The following is an 18,318-nucleotide window of genomic DNA, read 5'->3' on the forward strand; positions in this document are numbered from 1 at the left end:
TTACTTTTTCCCACCGCTTTGAATAACGAGCTCAAAGCTATTTCCGGATTTAGACAATTCGCAAGACGTCCCAAAAGGGATTGGTCTTTGAATCGTTCCGTGTCCTGCTTCTAATCCTGAATAAAGAGGAATTTCTAAATCCTGTGCCCAACGGTTAAAGACTTGTTTAAAATTGTTCACGCCTGTTTTAGGCTCAGCTCCCTCAAGGAACTCTCCCAGTATAATACCGTCGCATTTTTTAAGAATTCCACCTTGTCTGAATTGCTCCAACATGCGGTCAATGCGGTATCCACGCTCTCCAATATCTTCAATAAAAAGTAACGAGCGGTCTGCCTTAATCTGCCAAGGTGTCCCCATCGTGCTCTGAAGAACAGTCAGGTTTCCACCGACAATTTTAGATTTGATTTGTTTTGTTTCTTTAGCAGCGTCGTTTAAAGGTTTTAACTTTTTAAATGTGATTTCTTTTTTTGTCCCAAAAAGCAGATCGCGGAATTCTTTTTCATGACGGGGAAGGGTCACATTTCTTCCCATGCGATCCAGAATCGGGGCATGCATCACCGGCCATTTCCATTCTTGCTGAAAAAAAGCAAAGAGCGATGTCACGTCACTTAACCCAATAACTAATTTTGGTTGTTTTGGTTTTGTTAATTTGGCCAGCATTGGAAGCAAACGATTGCTTCCATATCCTCCGCGAAGGCACCAAATAGTGTTTGAATCTTCTGCTTCAATCGCTGCTTTAAGAAATCTAAAGCGCGCTTCATCTTCATTTGAATGCAGAAAGTGAGGCTTAATAAGGTTCTTAGGTATTCTTGGTGTTAGTCCCCAACGCAAAAGAAATTCTCTTGAGCCTTCAATGTCTTCTGGTGTTGAAGCATAGCCCGGAGAAACTGCATCAATTATGTCGCCTTCTTGTAAGAACTTCCAATGTCCCATAAAAATACCTTTGATAGATGTTCCTATCAATACTAACATATTGTGGAAAATAGCAAACTCAAACCTGAAGTTCTTATGCCACATTTTGTTTTCCTTCCCGGTACTCTTTGCGATGAACGCGTCTGGAAATTTCAGACTCAGGAATTCACCGACAACACTGTTGTTAACCTGCGCATACAAAACACTCAAGAAGCAATGTTAGATGCAGTCAAAGCAGTTCAAGCGAAACGCTTTATCCTGGTTGGTTTTTCAATGGGAGGACATATTGCTCAGGAGTTTGCTCTCGCCTATCCTGAACGCGTCTCCCATGTGATTTCTATCGCCTCTTCATCAGAAGGTTATCCTAAAGAAGAAAAAGAAGTGTCGCTTAAAGCGAAAGAGTTTATTAAAAAAGGTCTATTTAAAGGGATCACGGACAGAAGATTAAAAGAATTTCTTCATCCCAAAGCCTATGAAAATCAAGAGCTCAGAAATCTTATTCATTCAATGTCTGGAGAAGATGCAGCCCAGGTTTATCTCAACCAACTAGATGCGACTTTAGAAAGACGAGATCTTTCAAAAGAAATCGGAAGTCTAAAAATGCCTTTTATCGCGATTGGTGGTGAAGATGACAAGATTGTTTCAAAGGAAAGTATCTTAAGAATTAAAGATCACAATTCAGCGGCCGACATCCATATTGTTTCTGAATGCGGCCACTTTGTGCCTCTGGAAAAACCAGAAGTGGTTAACGGAATTTTAAGATTACTTCTTTAAAGTAAAATCTCTATAAACTGGGTACCAGTAACTTTCATCAATAGCGGCCAGGAGCTCTGCATCTGATGTAACAGGCGCCACACCATCTTTCTGCGCCACTTTTCCAACTTTAAAAGCAATTGCACGCGATACTTTTTCAATGTCTTCAATCGCCGGAAGAAGATCATCACCAAGGCCTAGTGCCATTGGTGAAACATCAGCAAGTGCTTCACTTGAGGCCATAAGCATATTGTTTGTCACTCTCTTTGCGCCCGAAGCAATAACGGCCAGGCCAATTCCTGGAAAGATATAAGAGTTGTTACATTGAGCGATTGGAAAAACTTTTCCATTATATTCTACCGGAGCAAATGGACTTCCTGTTGCAACCAGTGCATTTCCTTCTGTCCAGCGGATAATGTCCACCGGAAGAGCTTCTGCTCTTGATGTCGGGTTTGAAAGCGGCATCACAATTGGATTTTTACAGTGAGCATACATTTCTTTAATGATCTCTTCTGTGAAAAGTCCTGGTTGTCCAGAAACGCCAATAAGCACTGTCGGTTTTGCGTTTTGAACCGTTTCAAAAAGAGAAATATCTTTGTGATCTTTGGCCCATGGAAGATTTGCAGACTTCTGAGCTAAATTCACCTGAAAATCAAGTAGGTTTGGCATCTGGTCTGTAAGAAGCCCGAAGCGGTCAATCATAAACACACGAGATCTTGCTTCACTGTCACTTAATCCTTCATGCTTCATGCGAGAGATAATCTTCTCAGCAATCCCACATCCAGCAGCACCAGCTCCTAAAAAAGCAATGCGCTGATCACTTAAGCGTTTTCCAACGGTGCGACCTGCGGCCATTAAACTTCCCAGCGTCACTGCAGCTGTTCCTTGAATGTCATCATTGAAGCAGCAAAGTTGATCGCGGTATTTTTGCAGGATCGGCATAGCATTGGTTTGAGCAAAATCTTCAAACTGTAACAAAACATCCGGCCAGCGTCTTTTAACTGCTTGAACAAATGCATCGATAAAGTCTTCGTAATCCTTCCCTGTCACGCGAGAATGTCTCCATCCCATGTACTGAGGGTCGTTGATGAGTTGCTGATTGTCTGTCCCTACATCAAGAGCAACTGGAAGTGTGTAAGCAGGGCTCACTCCGGCACAGGCCGTATAGAGAGAAAGTTTCCCGATGGAAATTCCCATTCCACCAAGCCCTTGATCCCCTAAACCTAAAACGCGTCCACCATCTGTCACCACGATAACTTTGACATTTCTTTTTGTAACGTTACTTAGGATTTCATCAATGCGCTCGCGATTCGGGTAAGAGATAAAAAGACCTCTGGAAGCACGGTAGATATTTGAGAAGTGCTGACAAGCTTTTCCGACTGTTGGCGTATAGATTAAAGGAAGCATCTCGCGAACATTGTTTACAACAAAATGATAAAATAATGTTTCATTCACATCTTGAAGGTGACGAAGAAAAATATGTTTTTCCAGGTCATCTTTTAGTGATGAGTACTGAGCAGTTACGCGCTCTGCTTGCTCCTCTATTGTTTCAACCGTTGGTGGAACCAGACCGTGAAGATGAAGCTCAGCTCTTTCTCTTTCAGAAAAAGCACTCCCTTTGTTTAGTAAAGAAATTTCCAGAAGATTGGTTCCGGTATATGGGATAGCAACTGATTTATGATGCATAATAGGTCCTAAAATGGAGTTAAATTCCTGATGAATTTTACTCCTCCAAAAGACGCTCGTCCAGCAATAGCCCCTAAAAAATATTCCTTAAAAATCAAGAGCTTTTGCACATTAGTTGTTTTTGCGCTATACTGCCAGAATGTCTTATTACGCTGTCGATTTCGGAACATCCAATTCACTCTTATCACACGTCTCATCTGACGGGAAAATCACACCTATTCCTCTGGAACAGGATTCAGCACTCGTTTTGCGCTCTCTGCTTTATACACCTGAGCACAACAAGTGGTTTTTTGGAAAAGAGGCCATCAAAGAATACATTAACAACGATGGTGAAGGTCGCTTCTTCAGGTCAGTAAAAAAGTTTCTTCCTGAAAGCAATTATAGCGGCACGACTGTTTTTAATAAGACGATGAACATATCTGAAATCGTCGCTGTCTTTTTGGGGGAAATGAGAAGACGCGCCAATAAAGTGTGTGGTGAAAATGTTGAGCGCATTGTTTTAGGGCGTCCTGCTCTTTACTCACTCAACCCAACTGAAGACCAACTGGCACAAGATAGAATGCAAAGGGCCGCAGAGATTGCAGGTTTTAAAGAAGTTCTCTTTTGTCCTGAGCCGATTGCGGCCGGTCTTGATTATAGTTCTGCTAACGGTGATGAAAAAATTATCCTGATTGCCGACTTCGGTGGGGGGACATCTGATTTCACTTTGATGAAAGTTCACACCGGCAATTACTCTAAAGACGACATCCTTGGACTAAGTGGTATCTTCAAAGCGGGAGATGCTCTCGATGGGATGATGATGAGGGATTTTATTGCTCCTCATTTTGGGTCCCGTTTTGAATACAAGATCCCGGGTGGAAACAACGTCCTGACTTTCCCTAGACAGCTTCTAACGAAAATCTGCTCTCCTGCTCACATCACTCACCTGCGCGAGCGAGACACATGGGAATTCCTGCAACATATTCAAAAATTTGCCCTTTCTTCGGATGGGACGCAACACATGAATCAGCTTTTCACTCTGGTTGAATGCCAACTAGGGTTTCCAGTTTTTGATGAAATTGAAAAAACAAAAGTGAAACTTGGAGGCCAGAGCGATGTCCTTTTTAGATACACTTATCCTGGCATCGATATCTCTGAAAAAATCACTAAAGAAGGATATGAAGAAAGCATTTCTTCAACAGTTGAAAATATCACATCAACGATGATGGAAGTCTTCACTCAATCTGGCATTTCACCAAAGGATGTCGACCAAGTCTGCTTAACAGGCGGGACGTCTCAATTAAAATTAATCAGACAAAAACTGGCAGAAACTTTCGGCGAAGAAAAGCTCATCGAATACAATATCTACCAGTCTGTTGTGAATGGTCTTGCCCAATACGCTAAACGCCAAATCAAAGCTTAAAACTTTTTCTTTACCGCTCGTTCTGAAGTTGGAAGAATCGCCGCACAGGTCGTCCACTCTCCAATTAGAAGTGATTGGACAAACTCTTCCGGTAATCCTTCTGATCTCATCGCCGCCACCACTTCAGTGTGGTCATACTCCATGGGATGGAGTTCAAAAGAGAGTTCGCCATTAACCAAAGAGGCACTGGCATAAAAAACGCGCTTAAGTCCTTCATGTGCCGGTCTTCCTAAAACACCGACATTCACCCAATGACCAAGTTTGGTTTTTTTCACCCACGGAAGCCCTGAGTGTGTGACACAAATCGCATCAACATTATATTTTTTTAACCACTGATCAATTTTTTCTTCTGATGTCTCACTCTCAAAAACAAACTCATTCACTTCATCTGGTGACCCATGACAAAGAAGGATCTTTTTATCTCCCCATTTAAGTTTGAGATGTTTCGGAAGGCTTCTTAACCATGCACGATTGGCATCGCTGGTATTTTTTAGAGTGTAATCAAAACTAACCTGAGCAAACTTTCTATCAATGGGGTCGATGTAACCACAACCACAATCGGCTTCACCTTCGCCTACTGTCTGGTCGTAATTTCCCTGGATACAATAGACCTGGTTATTTCTTAAAAGCTCAATTGAGCGGTCTGGATGAGGTCCAAAACCACCAATATCTCCCAGGCAAAAACGGTAATCGGCCTTAGCGCTTTCTTTTAAAAAAGCTTCTAAAGAAGAAAAATTGCTATAAGGCCCGCCACATAAATAAAGGCGTGCGCTCTTGTCGATAATCATCTCTGGTGTGTTCATCGTTTATCCTAGAAGTTGTAAAAACCGGCCACAGCTTCGGCCGATAAATCATTTCGAGACCCATCGAAAGAAATGTGTCCTTGTTTCATGATCACAACTCTTTCTGAAAGTTTCTCTATTAGTTCCAGTGAATGGACAACTGTGACTAAGCTCAATTGTTTACTGATCACTAATTCACTTAAAAGTTCTGCCACATTCCCCGCAGCTCTTGGGTCAAGGGCCGCCGTTGGTTCATCGGCAAGTAAAAGTTTAGGAGATTGGGCCAGGGCCCTGGCTATAGCAATTTTTTGTCTCTCTCCACCTGAGAGCTTATCTGCGCGGACCAAGGCCTTATTGCCCATGCCGACTTCTTTAATCGCTTCATAGGCTTTATCGTAATCTTCTGAATTAAATATCCCCATCCATGTCTTCATAGAATGGTTGTGAGTCAATCGACCCATCAAAACATTTTCCAGCGCATTTTTTCTTCCCACCAGGTGAAGTCCCTGGTGAATAAAACCAATGCGTGAACGAAGCACTTGAATCTCTTTTTTATCCATTTGGGAGCTTAGCTTGTGTCCAAACACAGAAGTTTCACCTTTTGAGCTAAAGCGATCAGCTACGATGAGTTTTAACAGGCTGGATTTCCCTGCTCCGTTGTGACCAATGATTGTTAAGGAAGAGTGCTCTTCTACACCAAGAGTTACGTCTTTAAGAATCTCTTCTCCTGAAGGGATTTTATAAGAAACATTACTGAAATTGACGATGAGGTTTTTCATGCAAGAATATCCTGTCGGATTTTATTGCTGATAAAACTAAATCCACTGACTAAAATAAAAAGGCACAATAACAATGTCGCTAATCGCTGCCATTGAAAAAGAGAGACTGCATCACTTAAAAGTAATCCCATTCCCCCTGCTCCTACCAGTCCAAGAACAGCGGAGTCTCTGATGTTGTATTCCCAAACATAAAGATGGGTTGAAAGAAATTGAGGTAAAAGCTCGGGCCAGATCGCATGGAAGAAAGTTTGAATCGGTCCCGCTCCACTAAGTCTTAAAGCTTCTGCTTCAAGAAGATCAAGTGAATCAATCGACTCTGCAAAAAGTTTTCCGTATGTCCCGGTTGAATGAAGTGCAATTGCCAGGATACCGGCCATCGGCCCAAGGCCAACAATCCCTACTAACATCAGACCAAAAACCAAAGAGTGAATTGAGCGCAAAAAATTGAGAATACCATTGGCCAGGAAAAAAAGAGGTTTTGGAAATTTTAACTTTCTGGCAGCGGGCCATGAAAGCAAAAAGCCCATCACACAAGCTAAGGCCGATCCCAAAGTGGCAATCTTAAAAGTCATCCAAACAGCGCGTCCTAGTGACTTTAAAAATTTTTTTTCAAGTTCTTTTTGATTTTCAGTGCGAAGAACAACTCCATCGTCATTCTTGTATTCAAAGTTTTCATCTCCAGTCCAAACCTTGATAAAACTTGGACGGGTAAAATCCTGAACGGTCTTAACCAGGTTTTGCCAAGGTCTTCGGCCAAAAGAGAGATCATCTTGACGAGCTAAGCTCCAGAGGCATAAAAAAAGAACGAGCAGATAAAATCCGCTTACCCAAAAGGTTTTGGATTTCATCTGCCCGTTTTGTTTTAGTGCTTCTCTTATATTCATCAATTATTTTTTAGGAACTAGTTTCCCTATCGCCAATCCAGCTTCTTTGATCGGGCGATAGAAAGTATTGTCTTTTTTTACAAACCCTGTGTAGTGAGCTGGAAGAAGAGTCGTATTTGTCTTTAACTCTCTCCCCACATTCTCCAGAGCTTTTTGAAGAGAAGCGACAAACTTCTTATCTTTCTTCAGTTCAGCACTCACGGCCATTGCATCGTTTGGTAGAGGTGAAGATGTCCAGATGATAACTGATTTTTTCTCATCAATCAGACCTTGCTCAATCATCGCGTTGCGGTTGCGGTTGTAGTCTGCACCAGCATCTAGCTCTCCTGCTGTCACCTGAGTTTCAATCGCCTGGTGTTTTGTATAAAGAACTTTAGAGAAGAATTCTTCCGGCTCTTTTACGTTGAATGTTTTTTGAAAATAGTGAAAAGGAATCAGGTAACCTGACGTTGAACCTTTATCACCAAAGGCAAAAGTCTTCCCTTTTAGTTGCTCCGTTTTAGTAATCCCAGAATTGGGGTGAGTCACGATGATGGCATAATACTCAGGCTTCCCATCGTAGAGAATCGTTGCCACTGCTTCAGCACCCGCTTCGTTATTAGCAAGCACATAACCCCATGGACCCATTAGAGCGATATCTGTTTCCCCAGCTGCAATTGATTTTGCCAATCCTTCCCAGGTATCCACGGTTTTTAATTCAACAGGACGTTTAAGCTCACGAGCGAGATAATCTGCCAGCGGCTTATAAGTCGCATCGTTTTTTTCTTTGTCTGGCTGGAAGAGACCAACCCCGAATTTCAAAGGAGCTAACTCTGCAAAAACATGGGAACTACCCAATAATAGGGCCAACAAAGCGATCGTTTTCATCTTTTAAAGTCCTTCTTAAAAGTTAATTGATCCCTTAAGTATAAGGGAAGCCGTCGATTTCTACTATGACAATTTATCTACAGTGAATGTAAAAATTTCAATACCTCCCCTCTGAATCTGACCAAAGGCTATACTCCCAGGTGAACCCTATTTTTATCCCCTTGAAAGAGGCCTTTATGAAGTCATTATTGACCTTGATTGATCTTGTGAAAACCGGCATCATCTGGACACGCCTAACTGTGCACAACACGTGGGGAATTCTCAACGTTTTTAATATCGTGTGGGTTAAACCAATGAAGGGCGGACTTCTGACTGAAGATCATCCGATGGTCACTGGATTAAATCCTGAAACGAATCAACCTATCTGGACACAAAATATTGTTTTCCAATCAGTGCGCTCTCAAGAATACCAAGATGCACCAAGTGATGAAGAGATTGTATGTGACGTAGGAAACTATATGCGCAAGATGGTTGAGAATTCAGCTCAATCAAAAAAATACCCGCAAGGTAAACCTGACAGAATGCCGCCAGCAATTAACTACATCCACGGATGCGTTCACTACAACGGTGGATTTCTTATCTTCAATGATTTTAAAGATGCTATCACTCATTTTAGCCACCCTGAGTTTCAGGCTTCTTTTAAACGTTTTGTGAAAGAAGAAAAGAGAGAGCCGGTGACTATTTTTAGAAATAGAAATTACGACCGCGTAGAGTTCCTGGAGTTTGTGTGTTTTCTAAGAACAATTTTTCCATGGTTCTCAAACACTAACGGAAATAAAAAAAGAATTGGATGGGGAAATCCGGCACCATACCCTGCAGTTAACACCATCACTGGGCACTGGATGACTGACACTTACAAAATCTACACCGAAACTGGAAGACAAACAGTATGTAGAAAACCCATTGAAAAACAATATTTCGCTCACAAGGTTTATTTTGGCGTGCGCTCTGTTGTAAAACCTCAGGAGCAATTCCTGGCCCGTTTTACTGATGAAAGAGTTGTGGCCAGAGGAGCTAAAGGGAATCTTTTCTTTGTCGACTTAAGAAAACTCTCTAGAGGTTATAAATTTGATCCAGCAAAAGGCCTTCCTAATATCTTTGAGCGCCTGATGGAAAAAGTATTAAAAGTGAACTCACTGTAAAAAAATTATGAATCTAACAAAAGATTTTTTTATTAACCTTTCTAATGAAGTCACCAAACCTGACGGAAGCAACGACGGGATTTGGTATTTTGGCGATCGTTTGAAAATCGAAGATGAGCTGATTATCGGCTTTTCTCCGACAAACTATCATTGTTTTTTAATCTGTGGAAAAGAAGAATTCCACCCGCGCTTTAGTATCAATCCTTGTAAAGTACAGCCTTCCCGCCTTGATAGCGTCAGGGCCGCGGTGTTTATCCGAATTAAAAACATCTCAAAAGAAGATTTACTCAAACTACAAGACTACCTACTTACTCTAAAAAATAAGCGCACGCCAACTTGCCATCAGGGCCTTTTGCAAGTCCTGGAAAAAGGCATTGGCATCCGTATTCCAAAGCACTCTATTTTGCGAACAACTCCGCGCTCTCTTTTTAATGGCATTGCTCAAAAAGGTCTTTTGAATAAAAAGGGAGAACCCCTTTCTCTTGAGTTTTATACAACGAGAACCAAGCCTTTTGCCCGAGTCCTTTTTGATATAAGCATTATTACCTGGCGCTTTAGCTGGGTTTTCTTCTTAAGTAACATTCATTTCCGCTTCCTGCGTGTTTTTAAGCCCCAGGTTTTGGCGGTGAAATGAAGTCCAGCTGGAAAACTCTTTATCACTTCTTCCTGCTCTTTCTTTCTCTGGCCCTTTTAGTAGGACTTGCCGTGTATGTTTACCGCAATGGCGAATCCTTTGAACGACTCAAACAAATTGATCTCTCGATTATTGCCTGGCTTATCGGTTTCCACGTAGTCAATTATCTCCTATTAGGGATCACTCATGCTTATCCATTAAGTAAATATGGAGTTTATTTAAAATTTAAAGACTGGTATGGACTTGCAACCATTTCAGAAATGTTTAATTACCTTCTTCCAGCACGAGGCGGAAGTGCTATTCGCCTTCTCTATCTTCATGACAAATACCATATTTCCAAAAGAGAGCTTCTTTCCATGGGACTGGCCGTGGTGATGACCGGCTTTTTAATGCTCGGTCTTTTTGGTGCGGTCTATTGTCATTTATTTCTCTCTCACATCAATCCACTTTTTTACGCGCTGGAAATCCTCTACGTTTGCGTGACTGTGAGTTCTTTGGTGTTTGTTTTTGCTTCTGATTTTGTCATTCGCCTTTTTAAAATGGATGCGAAATACTCCCCTAGAAAGTACCTTGTAGATAAAAAAATCATGGGAGTTTCATCTCTTTGTTACCTGGGGATGCTGCTCATTAACCCGATTAAAATTTATCTTTCATTTAAGGCCATCGGAATTGACCTGGGCCTAACTGAAACGATTGAAATGAGTCTTATCCTTCTTGCCTCTTCTTTTTTTCAGGTTGTTCCCGGCAATATAGGGGTCAAAGAAATGGCGACAGCCTATATTGGAAAGCAGTATGGAATTCAATTTGAAACTGCTTTGTTGGCGAGTCTTATCGATCGCAGCATTATGATGTTGTTCTTATTTCCGGTGGGATTTTACTCTTACTGGTCTTTGATGCTTAAAGAAAGTTTTTCCGCGATCAACTTACAAAGTTCAGGCGCATCTTCGCGAATCCCTCTGATGAAACGACTGGTAAAACTGCGCTGGCCACTTCTGCCTAAGTAATAAAGACCTGGTGTTGATTTTGATTCAAAATCATTTTCCAGCTCTTCTGCTGGTGGATGAAATCCAGTTGCAAAAATAATAGCATCAATCTCCTCTTTATTCCCATCAGAAAAAAAGACGTCATGATTTTCAATTCTTTCAATTTCGCCTCTGACCTGGACTTCTCTTTCCACAATACTCTTGGCCGAAAATTCCATCGGCACATCGATCTCTGCCTTGATGTTTATTTTCATTTTCTTGATGATTTTTTCCAGAATCCCCAAGTGACGAAGGAAGAAATTGTAAATGAAAGGGCGCGAACTGTATTTAATGGGACTACGGGTGGCCAGAAAAAGCTTATGTTTTTTTACAGCAGAGAGCTCTCTTACCAGCTGTCCAGCAGATAAACGTTTACCAACGATCAAAATATTTTTTCGACCTTCCACATCTCGAGTGTTGTGGTAATCCTTAAAATGCAGCATAAGAGGAGGTGAACCCACTACAGGGAAAGAAGGAGTGTAAGGAAAATTAAAATACCCTCTACAATCGACCACTACCGCTGAACGATAAATGGCCATATCAGTTTCAATATAAAAAAATTGCTTTTCCCTGCTCACCTTTCTCACTTTTACCCGGTAAGAAATACTCAAAGCGTGATGTCGGGCAAAATTCCTCAGGTAAACTGAAAACTCCTTTGCCGAATGGTTTTTTGATCTTTCAAAGAGACAAAGGTCTTCATTGATCAGGTTATTTGAATGCCATTGGGTTATTAGAGAGAGATGCTCAGGCATAGCATTCCAGCTAGAGCCGGCGGCATCATTCTGCTCCAAAATCAAGTAATCAATTCCTGCCTGCTGTAAGTGATACCCTAAGGCCAAACCAGAAGGTCCGGCCCCGATTATAATCACTTGCCTCTTAGTCATAAGTTCCATGTCGTTATTTTAATTTATAACGAAAAAATATTCATTATAATAAATGAATGACAATTATACCTATTATCGGTTCGGCCCTCTTTACACTTGTCTTGTGGTTTTATGTTCGCTCGAGCATGAAGCGCAATATCATTGATGTACTTCCACTTTCCAGAAGATGGCTCTACCTTTTTGACTTCCTTTTTCTTTTTTGTGCCTACTTCCGCTTTGTCTACAGACTCCAGAATATCTATATCCATTCAAAGACCTTCTACTTTTTAATGAACCTAAGTTATGTCCTCTTAGGCTTTCTCGGTCTGAGTATTCTTTTATGCATCAGTCTTGATATCTCCAGATTGCTTTATCGCTGGAGAACAAAAAAACATCCTCATAAAGAAATCGATCAATCCCGCCGCGACTTCTTAAAAAAGAATGTCCTTTTTGCCGGCCTAGGAAGTGCAACGGCCGTCACAGGAGTTGGTTTCTATCAATCTTTTACCCCGGAGATTGTTAAAGTTTCCATTCCTCTTCCCCCTGAGCATGCAGGACTCCATGGATTAAAAATTGTCCAGCTCTCAGATATGCATATCGGACCAACCCTAAAAAAAGAATTTTGCGAAGAACTAGTCAAAACCGTCAATGCCATGGAAGCAGACATCATCGCCCTTACCGGAGACTGCATCGATGGAACAGTCGAATTCCTTCGCGATGAGATGGCACCTCTATTAAACTTAAAGGCCAAACACGGGGTCTATTATATCCTAGGCAACCATGAGTATTACTGGTACGCCAACGAGTGGCTTGAATGGGCCAAGACCTCTGGTTTTAATCCTTTGATAAACGAACACGTTAAACTTCAACATGCCGATATAGATTTCTACCTGGCAGGAGTGAATGACCCGTCAGCAGATCGCCTGGATAAAGCGCGTGCCTCTGATCCAAAAAAAGCTGCCGCAGGTATTCCCAAGGATGCATACAAAATACTTTTAGCACATCAACCAAAAAGTTGTTTTGCTGCTGTCAAAGAAGGCTTCCACACTCAGCTCTCTGGACACACTCACGGTGGACAGGGCTTTCCATGGAGCCTGATTGTTTATTTGATCCAGCCTTACGTAAAAGGTCTTCACAACCATGAAGGAATGAATATTTATGTTCATAGTGGCACAGGATTTTGGGGACCACCTAACCGTTTTATGGTTAAATCTGAAATTGCAGAAATAACTTTTACCTCTTCGGAGAAATCATCATGAGCAATGTTGTAGCTTTTGCTAAAAAGATTCGCGATCATCAAATCAATCTAAAAAGAAGTGCGATTGAAACATTGCAAATTAATGTTGGTAAATTATGCAATCAGGCCTGTCACCACTGCCATGTAGAGGCCGGTCCATTGCGCACTGAAATCATGTCGGAAGAAACCATTGATAGAATCATCGCACTGATTGAAAAAACACCGACTCTCAAAACGATTGACCTCACAGGGGGAGCACCGGAGCTCAATCCTTCTTTTAGAAAGCTTGTTTTATTCGCCAGAAGTAGAAACCTCGAAGTTATCGACCGCTGCAACCTGACAGTCTTTTATGAAAAAGGACAGGAAGATCTTCCGCAGTTTTTAAAAGACAACAAGATCCACGTTATCGCTTCTCTTCCTTGTTATACAAAAGACAACGTTGATAAACAGCGCGGACGCGGAGTTTTTGATAAAAGTGTCGAGGCCTTAAAACTTCTAAACTCTCTTGGTTATGGTGTTAGCGGAACAGGACTTGCCCTTGACCTGGTTTACAATCCAGGTGGCGCTTTTCTCCCAGGAGCACAGGAAAAACTTCAGGCCGATTATAAAAGAGAATTAAAGCACTATTTTAATATCGAGTTCAACAATCTCTTCACTATCACCAACATGCCTATTAAACGTTTCCTCGAAGACCTTAATCGCCAGGGGAAATATGAAAGCTACATGGAGCTTTTAGTTAATAACTTTAACCCAAAAGCAGCTGATTCAGTGATGTGTAAAACTCTCGTCTCTATTGGATGGGATGGACAAGTTTACGATTGTGACTTCAATCAAATGCTGGAGTTGCCTGCTGCCGCCAAAAAAATCACACTGTGGGACTTTGAAAACTTCAATGAGTTTGTAGAAAAAACAATTGCTCTAGGTGATCATTGTTATGGATGTACTGCTGGTGCTGGAAGTTCCTGCGGCGGGGCCCTGACATAACTTATGAATCAGTTGAGTATTGTTATTCCGGTAAAGAGCTCTGATTCCTGCTGGGAATTATTAGTCAACTCTCTTCTTACATTCAATACTTCTTTTGAAATTATTCTGGTTGGCCCGGATTTCAAAAACAAAATAAGCACCAACGAAAAAGTACGCTTCGTTTACTCTTCTCAGGGAAGGGCCAGGCAACTAAATACCGGGGCGAAAGCAGCCCGCCACTCTCTTTTATGGTTTCTACATGCTGATACAAAAATTAAAGAAAATAATCTCGTCTCTCTTTTAAATCGTTTTAAAGAAAATCCTAATGCTCTTTATTTTTTCGACTTAACGTTTTCAAAGACTGGGCCAAAACTCATGAGCTTAAATGCTCTTGGAGTCTGGATGCGATCGCGTTGGCTAAAGATGCCCTTTGGTGATCAGGGACTTGTTATGTCCAAAAAGGTTTTTTACCAGCTTGGGCAATTTGACCTGGATGCCCCTTATGGTGAAGATCACCTCCTTGTCTGGCGTGCTCATCAACAGGGAATCGACATTATTCCAATTAATGAAACACTTGAAACAAGCCCACGCAAATACCAGGATAACGGTTGGCTAAAAACAACGCTCACTCACGTCTATCTGACTTATAAGCAGGCCTTTCCTGAATGGGTCAAAACCATCCGTCCTCACAAGCGCCCGGCCGTTGCTATTTTTGTTAAAACTCCAGGCGTCTCTACAGTGAAAAGCAGGCTTGCTTCTGTCGTCGGTAAGGAAAAAGCAGAAGAGTTTTTTCATATCTCTTTAAAGGCAACTGAAGCTTTAGCGGCAGAGGCGGCACGACAATCTAAAGGAGAACTCGCCGTATACTGGGCCGTTGCTGAAAGTGCTGAACTAGAAAATCCTTTATGGGCAAACTTCTCAACTATCTCACAAGGAGAAGGAGACTTGGGTGAGCGCTTGCACCATATCTACTCTACGCTGCAGAAAAAACATTCTTCCGTTTATTTAATCGGAGCAGATCTTCCTCATCTTCCAGCTGAAAGATTAATAGAAGCCACCAAAAGAATCGAACAAACAGACTACGTCATGGGAGAAACAGACGACGGTGGTTTTTATCTTTTCGGTGGAAAAAATCCTATCGATAAAAAATCATGGAAGGCCATTCCTTACTCTACGGATGAAACGGCCGCGAAACTCACCGATGAATTAAACCGATTAAAATTCTCTTTTTTGCCTAAAGAATTTGATGTCGACTTTTACGAAGACCTCATCAAACTAAACTCACTTGAGCGCAAAAATCTTTTACCAGAACAAGACAATGTCTTTGTTTGGCTCAAAGAATTCCTTAAGACGCAGAAGTAACTTTAAGACCAATAATTGAGATAATCAAAGTCACCAGAAAGAAGATCTTCATGGCTGAAGCAGGCTCTTTAAATAGGTAAATTCCCAGGATAGAAGCCCCAACTGTTCCAATACCGACCCACACGCCGTAGGCCGTTCCAATGGGTAATGCATTCGTCGCTTTTCCCAAGAGAAGCATGCTCACCACCATGGCCGAAACTGTAAGAATACTAGGAGTGACTTTAGTGAATCCTTCTGTGTACTTGAGGCCAATGGCCCAGCCCACTTCCAAAAGACCGGCGATAACTAAAAGAACCCACGACATCGTTTGTGACACAATAACCTCCATTAAAAATAAAGTTTAAAGCGTCGTCTTTACTTGTCGGGTACGGCGCACCTCGTCCGATTAGGATTTCATTTTCTCACGTTTTCTATAAAACGTCATGGGATTTAAAGGCGCAGTGATAATTTTCATCCCACAACTCGAATTGTAGAGTCGGGTGATCAATTTTAAAGCGCTCTTTTAAGACTTTTGAAATAGCGTCGATTCTTTCATTGCGAAGAATAGAATCACTAAGAGACAAGTGAGCACTTAAGGCGTTTTCAGTTGTACTGATCGGCCATATATGTAAGTCATGCACATCCTTCACATCGGGAAGTGACTCTAAATATTTTTTCACTTCGTCCTGGTCAATACCATAAGGGACAGCATCCATTGAAAGATGAACTGAGCCTTTTAATAAGTCCCATGTGCCGTAAACAATAATTAAAGAGATCGCGATACTCACAACAGGATCAAGCCATTCCCAAGATGTGTAGGAAATCACCACTCCTGAGACGACAACTCCCAGAGAAATGAGAGCGTCAGCGGCCATGTGTAAGTAGGCCCCTTTTAGATTGATGTCGTGATCCTTATCTTTAAAAAATAGGAGTGCAGTCAGACCGTTAATCACAATTCCAACCAAGGCCACAATAATCACTGTGCCAGATTGAATAGGTGCTGGATTATTTAAGCGTGCAATCGCTTCCCAGATAATAAAACCGACAGCAATCATTAAAATAAGGGCATTAAAAAGCGCAGAGAGAATCGTCGACTTGCGAAAGCCATAAGTGTAACGCCCATTGGGCTTTTTAGTTGTAAGCCAGACCGCTCCCCATGCCAGAATAAGGCCTGCGACATCACTTAAATTATGTCCGGCGTCTGCCATCAGTGCTAATGAATTAGAAAAGTAACCATAAAATGCTTCAACAACAACGAAAATAATATTGAGACCAATACCAAAGGCAAAAGCAAAATTGTAATTTTTTGGCCCGTGATGATGGTGATGATGGCCTAATCCTCCCCCATGAGAGTGCCCATGGTGGTGATCATGATCGTGGTCATGATGATGGTCGTGACCTTTGCAAGAATGCTTTTCCATATATCCTACTTTAAAAAACTTTTCATCACATCAATAAGGTCTTCCGCCGACTCTGATGCTTCTTTTTTACTTTCTGAATGAACGATGTGCTCGCGAATATGAGATTCAATAACCTCTGCCATAAGACCATTTAAGGCCCCGCGCGAAGAGGCAATCAACTGCATGACCTGATAACAATCCTGCTCGGCTTCGATGGCCTTGCTGACAGCTTCAAGCTGCCCTTTAATTCGGTTGATTCTTGCGGTGATTTTGCTTTTTTCTTTAATTGTATGTGCCATAGTCCCCTTAGTATATAGTATAGGGGGGTATACTACAATAGAAGGCATGAAATATTTAATAACGACTTGAAATCTCAAGTCGCTTGGCACATTAAGAATGCTTTAAACGAAAATAAAATTCCTCTAATGGAATAAAAATAAGTAAGCTGATGAGAATTAACGGAAAGAAAAAAGCAATCGGAAGAGCAATACAACCAATATAAATAACTTGATCTGAAGAGAGTTTTCTTAATTCTGAATAAAGTGAGTTCTTAAAATGCCAGCCTCTGCGCTTTATCCACATCCCGTAACCAGTAACCACTAAAGCACAAATCCCCAGCGACATAAGCCCGACAATGATCTGATTAACTAAACCAAAAAGTGTCCCCATATGTACATCAATCCCCCATCTCGTCAATTTGGCCATGAGAGGAAACTTGCTGAACTCCACCTTATCAATCGCCGCCATTGTTTCAGGGTCTAGCAAAACACCATCAACTTCACTTGGAAAACTTCTTCCAATCTCATTGACCTGCCATCCCTCATTATCTTTTCGTGGAGGTTTAATTTCGATGCGTGAAGAATCGACTCCCGATTGGCGAGCTGAAAGAAGAGCTTTATCAAATTGAGTGAGTTCATAAGCTTTAAAAGGGCGATGATTCAACTTTGTATTAAGAGATGGAGTCTGCCATTGCATCTGAGTGCGCAGCCATGAAATATTCTCTCCTGCAAACTCTGACCAGGTCAGTCCGGTCACTGAAAGCATAAAGACACCAATCAATGAAAAAAAACCCACATAGACATGCTTATTCACCAGACGCTGATAAGAGTTTCCTTCGCGTTTTTTACGAGTGCAAAAAAGCACAAGTCCCGAGAGTCCAGTGACCCACAACCAAGAAGCGGCCAGCTCACTATACCATCTTCCCCCTTTACCCAAGAGAAGATCGCGGTGAAAAAGATCAACCTGCATACGCGCAGGCATCGCTCCCCCTGAACCATAGGTGATCAAATCAGCTTTCACTTCCAATGTGTAGGGATCAATAAACAATGTGCGGTATTGGCTCGCTGAAAGAGTTGAATCGGTATAAAGAACACGTGTAGAGCTCGTTTCATTAGCAGCTGGCCTGATTGAAAGTAAACGGGACTCACCACGAACTTTGGCCTCTGCAGCCCCTACTTGATCAGCAAGAGACTTTGCCTGCAGTCCTTTTTTAACAGTCAGAATATCGCGGTAGACCCAGTTCTCCATGGCAAAAGTAAAAGCATAAATGGCCCCACTTAAAGCAGCGATGAAAATAAAAGGCCCGATAAAAAGACCAAGAAAGGCGTGAAACTTTTTTAAACTCTTTAGTAAATTCATACTCCAGAATTTA

18 protein-coding genes, 1 pseudogene and 1 riboswitch are annotated in these 18,318 nt (G+C 41.7%); of the genes and pseudogenes, 8 read left to right on the plus strand and 11 right to left on the minus strand.

Annotated features, from left to right (window positions below):
* Complete coding sequence (locus C0V70_RS13595) at nt 1-972, minus strand: S66 peptidase family protein (protein WP_211292598.1); 972 nt, start codon at nt 970-972, stop codon at nt 1-3.
* A 3-nt stretch (nt 973-975) separates the two neighbouring features.
* Here C0V70_RS13595 and C0V70_RS13600 point away from each other — a divergent pair, with 3 nt between their 5' ends.
* The gene (locus tag C0V70_RS13600; protein WP_133566604.1) at nt 976-1,686 is read left to right on the plus strand and encodes an alpha/beta fold hydrolase; all 711 of its coding nucleotides are present in this window, start codon (nt 976-978) and stop codon (nt 1,684-1,686) included.
* Here the strand turns inward: C0V70_RS13600 and C0V70_RS13605 are convergent.
* Entirely contained in the window at nt 1,675-3,351 is a 1,677-nt protein-coding gene (locus C0V70_RS13605; RefSeq protein WP_102244408.1) for an NAD-dependent malic enzyme, read from the minus strand. The genes C0V70_RS13600 and C0V70_RS13605 overlap by 12 nt on opposite strands.
* 139 nt (nt 3,352-3,490) lie before the next feature.
* Between C0V70_RS13605 and C0V70_RS13610 the strand changes: the two genes are divergently transcribed.
* Nucleotides 3,491-4,753 (plus strand): Hsp70 family protein, encoded by a 1,263-nt coding sequence (locus C0V70_RS13610; RefSeq protein WP_133566603.1) that lies wholly within the window; start codon nt 3,491-3,493, stop codon nt 4,751-4,753.
* Here the strand turns inward: C0V70_RS13610 and C0V70_RS13615 are convergent.
* The 4 genes from C0V70_RS13615 to C0V70_RS13630 are packed head-to-tail and all read right to left on the minus strand — an operon-like array spanning nt 4,750 to nt 8,065.
* Entirely contained in the window at nt 4,750-5,556 is an 807-nt protein-coding gene (locus tag C0V70_RS13615) for a metallophosphoesterase family protein (protein WP_102244410.1), read from the minus strand. The genes C0V70_RS13610 and C0V70_RS13615 overlap by 4 nt on opposite strands.
* Before the next feature lie 8 nt (nt 5,557-5,564).
* Nucleotides 5,565-6,314, minus strand: coding sequence for a phosphonate ABC transporter ATP-binding protein (locus tag C0V70_RS13620; protein ID WP_102244411.1), 750 nt, complete (start codon nt 6,312-6,314; stop codon nt 5,565-5,567).
* On the minus strand, nt 6,311-7,198 hold the full coding sequence (gene phnE, locus C0V70_RS13625) for a phosphonate ABC transporter, permease protein PhnE (RefSeq protein WP_102244412.1): 888 nt from the start codon (nt 7,196-7,198) through the stop codon (nt 6,311-6,313). The genes C0V70_RS13620 and phnE overlap by 4 nt, the downstream gene beginning before the upstream one ends.
* Before the next feature lie 3 nt (nt 7,199-7,201).
* Nucleotides 7,202-8,065 carry a phosphate/phosphite/phosphonate ABC transporter substrate-binding protein gene (locus C0V70_RS13630; protein WP_102244413.1) on the minus strand — a complete coding sequence of 288 codons (864 nt, stop codon included), beginning with the start codon at nt 8,063-8,065 and terminating at the stop codon, nt 7,202-7,204.
* Between the two features lie 176 nt (nt 8,066-8,241).
* Here C0V70_RS13630 and C0V70_RS13635 point away from each other — a divergent pair, with 176 nt between their 5' ends.
* From C0V70_RS13635 to C0V70_RS19235, 3 genes are read left to right on the plus strand one after another with little or no spacing between them, the layout of a single operon-like run.
* Entirely contained in the window at nt 8,242-9,207 is a 966-nt protein-coding gene (locus C0V70_RS13635; RefSeq protein ID WP_102244414.1) for a hypothetical protein, read from the plus strand.
* A 7-nt stretch (nt 9,208-9,214) separates the two neighbouring features.
* Complete coding sequence (locus C0V70_RS13640; protein ID WP_102244415.1) at nt 9,215-9,841, plus strand: hypothetical protein; 627 nt, start codon at nt 9,215-9,217, stop codon at nt 9,839-9,841.
* Complete coding sequence (locus C0V70_RS19235; RefSeq protein WP_102244416.1) at nt 9,838-10,845, plus strand: lysylphosphatidylglycerol synthase transmembrane domain-containing protein; 1,008 nt, start codon at nt 9,838-9,840, stop codon at nt 10,843-10,845. The genes C0V70_RS13640 and C0V70_RS19235 overlap by 4 nt, the downstream gene beginning before the upstream one ends.
* A gap of 38 nt (nt 10,846-10,883) precedes the next feature.
* Here C0V70_RS19235 and C0V70_RS13650 read toward each other — a convergent pair.
* Nucleotides 10,884-11,756, minus strand: a pseudogene (locus C0V70_RS13650) (FAD-dependent oxidoreductase); the annotation flags it as partial.
* A gap of 47 nt (nt 11,757-11,803) precedes the next feature.
* Here C0V70_RS13650 and C0V70_RS13655 point away from each other — a divergent pair.
* The 3 genes from C0V70_RS13655 to C0V70_RS13665 are packed head-to-tail and all read left to right on the plus strand — an operon-like array spanning nt 11,804 to nt 15,288.
* Nucleotides 11,804-12,985, plus strand: coding sequence for a metallophosphoesterase (locus C0V70_RS13655; protein ID WP_102244418.1), 1,182 nt, complete (start codon nt 11,804-11,806; stop codon nt 12,983-12,985).
* On the plus strand, nt 12,982-13,947 hold the full coding sequence (arsS, locus tag C0V70_RS13660; protein ID WP_102244419.1) for an arsenosugar biosynthesis radical SAM (seleno)protein ArsS: 966 nt from the start codon (nt 12,982-12,984) through the stop codon (nt 13,945-13,947). The genes C0V70_RS13655 and arsS overlap by 4 nt, the downstream gene beginning before the upstream one ends.
* 3 nt (nt 13,948-13,950) lie before the next feature.
* Nucleotides 13,951-15,288: a TIGR04282 family arsenosugar biosynthesis glycosyltransferase gene (locus C0V70_RS13665; protein ID WP_102244420.1), complete on the plus strand. Its 1,338-nt coding sequence runs from the start codon at nt 13,951-13,953 to the stop codon at nt 15,286-15,288.
* Here the strand turns inward: C0V70_RS13665 and sugE are convergent.
* The 4 genes from sugE to C0V70_RS13685 form a co-directional block, all read right to left on the minus strand.
* The gene (sugE, locus tag C0V70_RS13670; protein WP_102244421.1) at nt 15,272-15,592 is read right to left on the minus strand and encodes a quaternary ammonium compound efflux SMR transporter SugE; all 321 of its coding nucleotides are present in this window, start codon (nt 15,590-15,592) and stop codon (nt 15,272-15,274) included. The two genes, C0V70_RS13665 and sugE, sit on opposite strands and share 17 nt — an antisense overlap.
* 38 nt (nt 15,593-15,630) lie before the next feature.
* Nucleotides 15,631-15,690: riboswitch (guanidine-III (ykkC-III) riboswitch) on the minus strand.
* A gap of 8 nt (nt 15,691-15,698) precedes the next feature.
* Nucleotides 15,699-16,688: a cation diffusion facilitator family transporter gene (locus tag C0V70_RS13675; RefSeq protein ID WP_102244422.1), complete on the minus strand. Its 990-nt coding sequence runs from the start codon at nt 16,686-16,688 to the stop codon at nt 15,699-15,701.
* Between the two features lie 5 nt (nt 16,689-16,693).
* Nucleotides 16,694-16,966, minus strand: a complete 273-nt coding sequence (locus C0V70_RS13680; RefSeq protein WP_102244423.1) for a metal/formaldehyde-sensitive transcriptional repressor — start codon at nt 16,964-16,966, stop codon at nt 16,694-16,696.
* A gap of 91 nt (nt 16,967-17,057) precedes the next feature.
* Nucleotides 17,058-18,305 (minus strand): PepSY-associated TM helix domain-containing protein, encoded by a 1,248-nt coding sequence (locus C0V70_RS13685; RefSeq protein ID WP_102244424.1) that lies wholly within the window; start codon nt 18,303-18,305, stop codon nt 17,058-17,060.
* Nucleotides 18,306-18,318 lie beyond the last annotated feature (13 nt).

Origin of the sequence: Bacteriovorax stolpii (genome assembly GCF_002872415.1) — a bacterium.
In the GTDB taxonomy this organism is placed as follows: Bacteria; Bdellovibrionota; Bacteriovoracia; order Bacteriovoracales; family Bacteriovoracaceae; genus Bacteriovorax; species Bacteriovorax stolpii.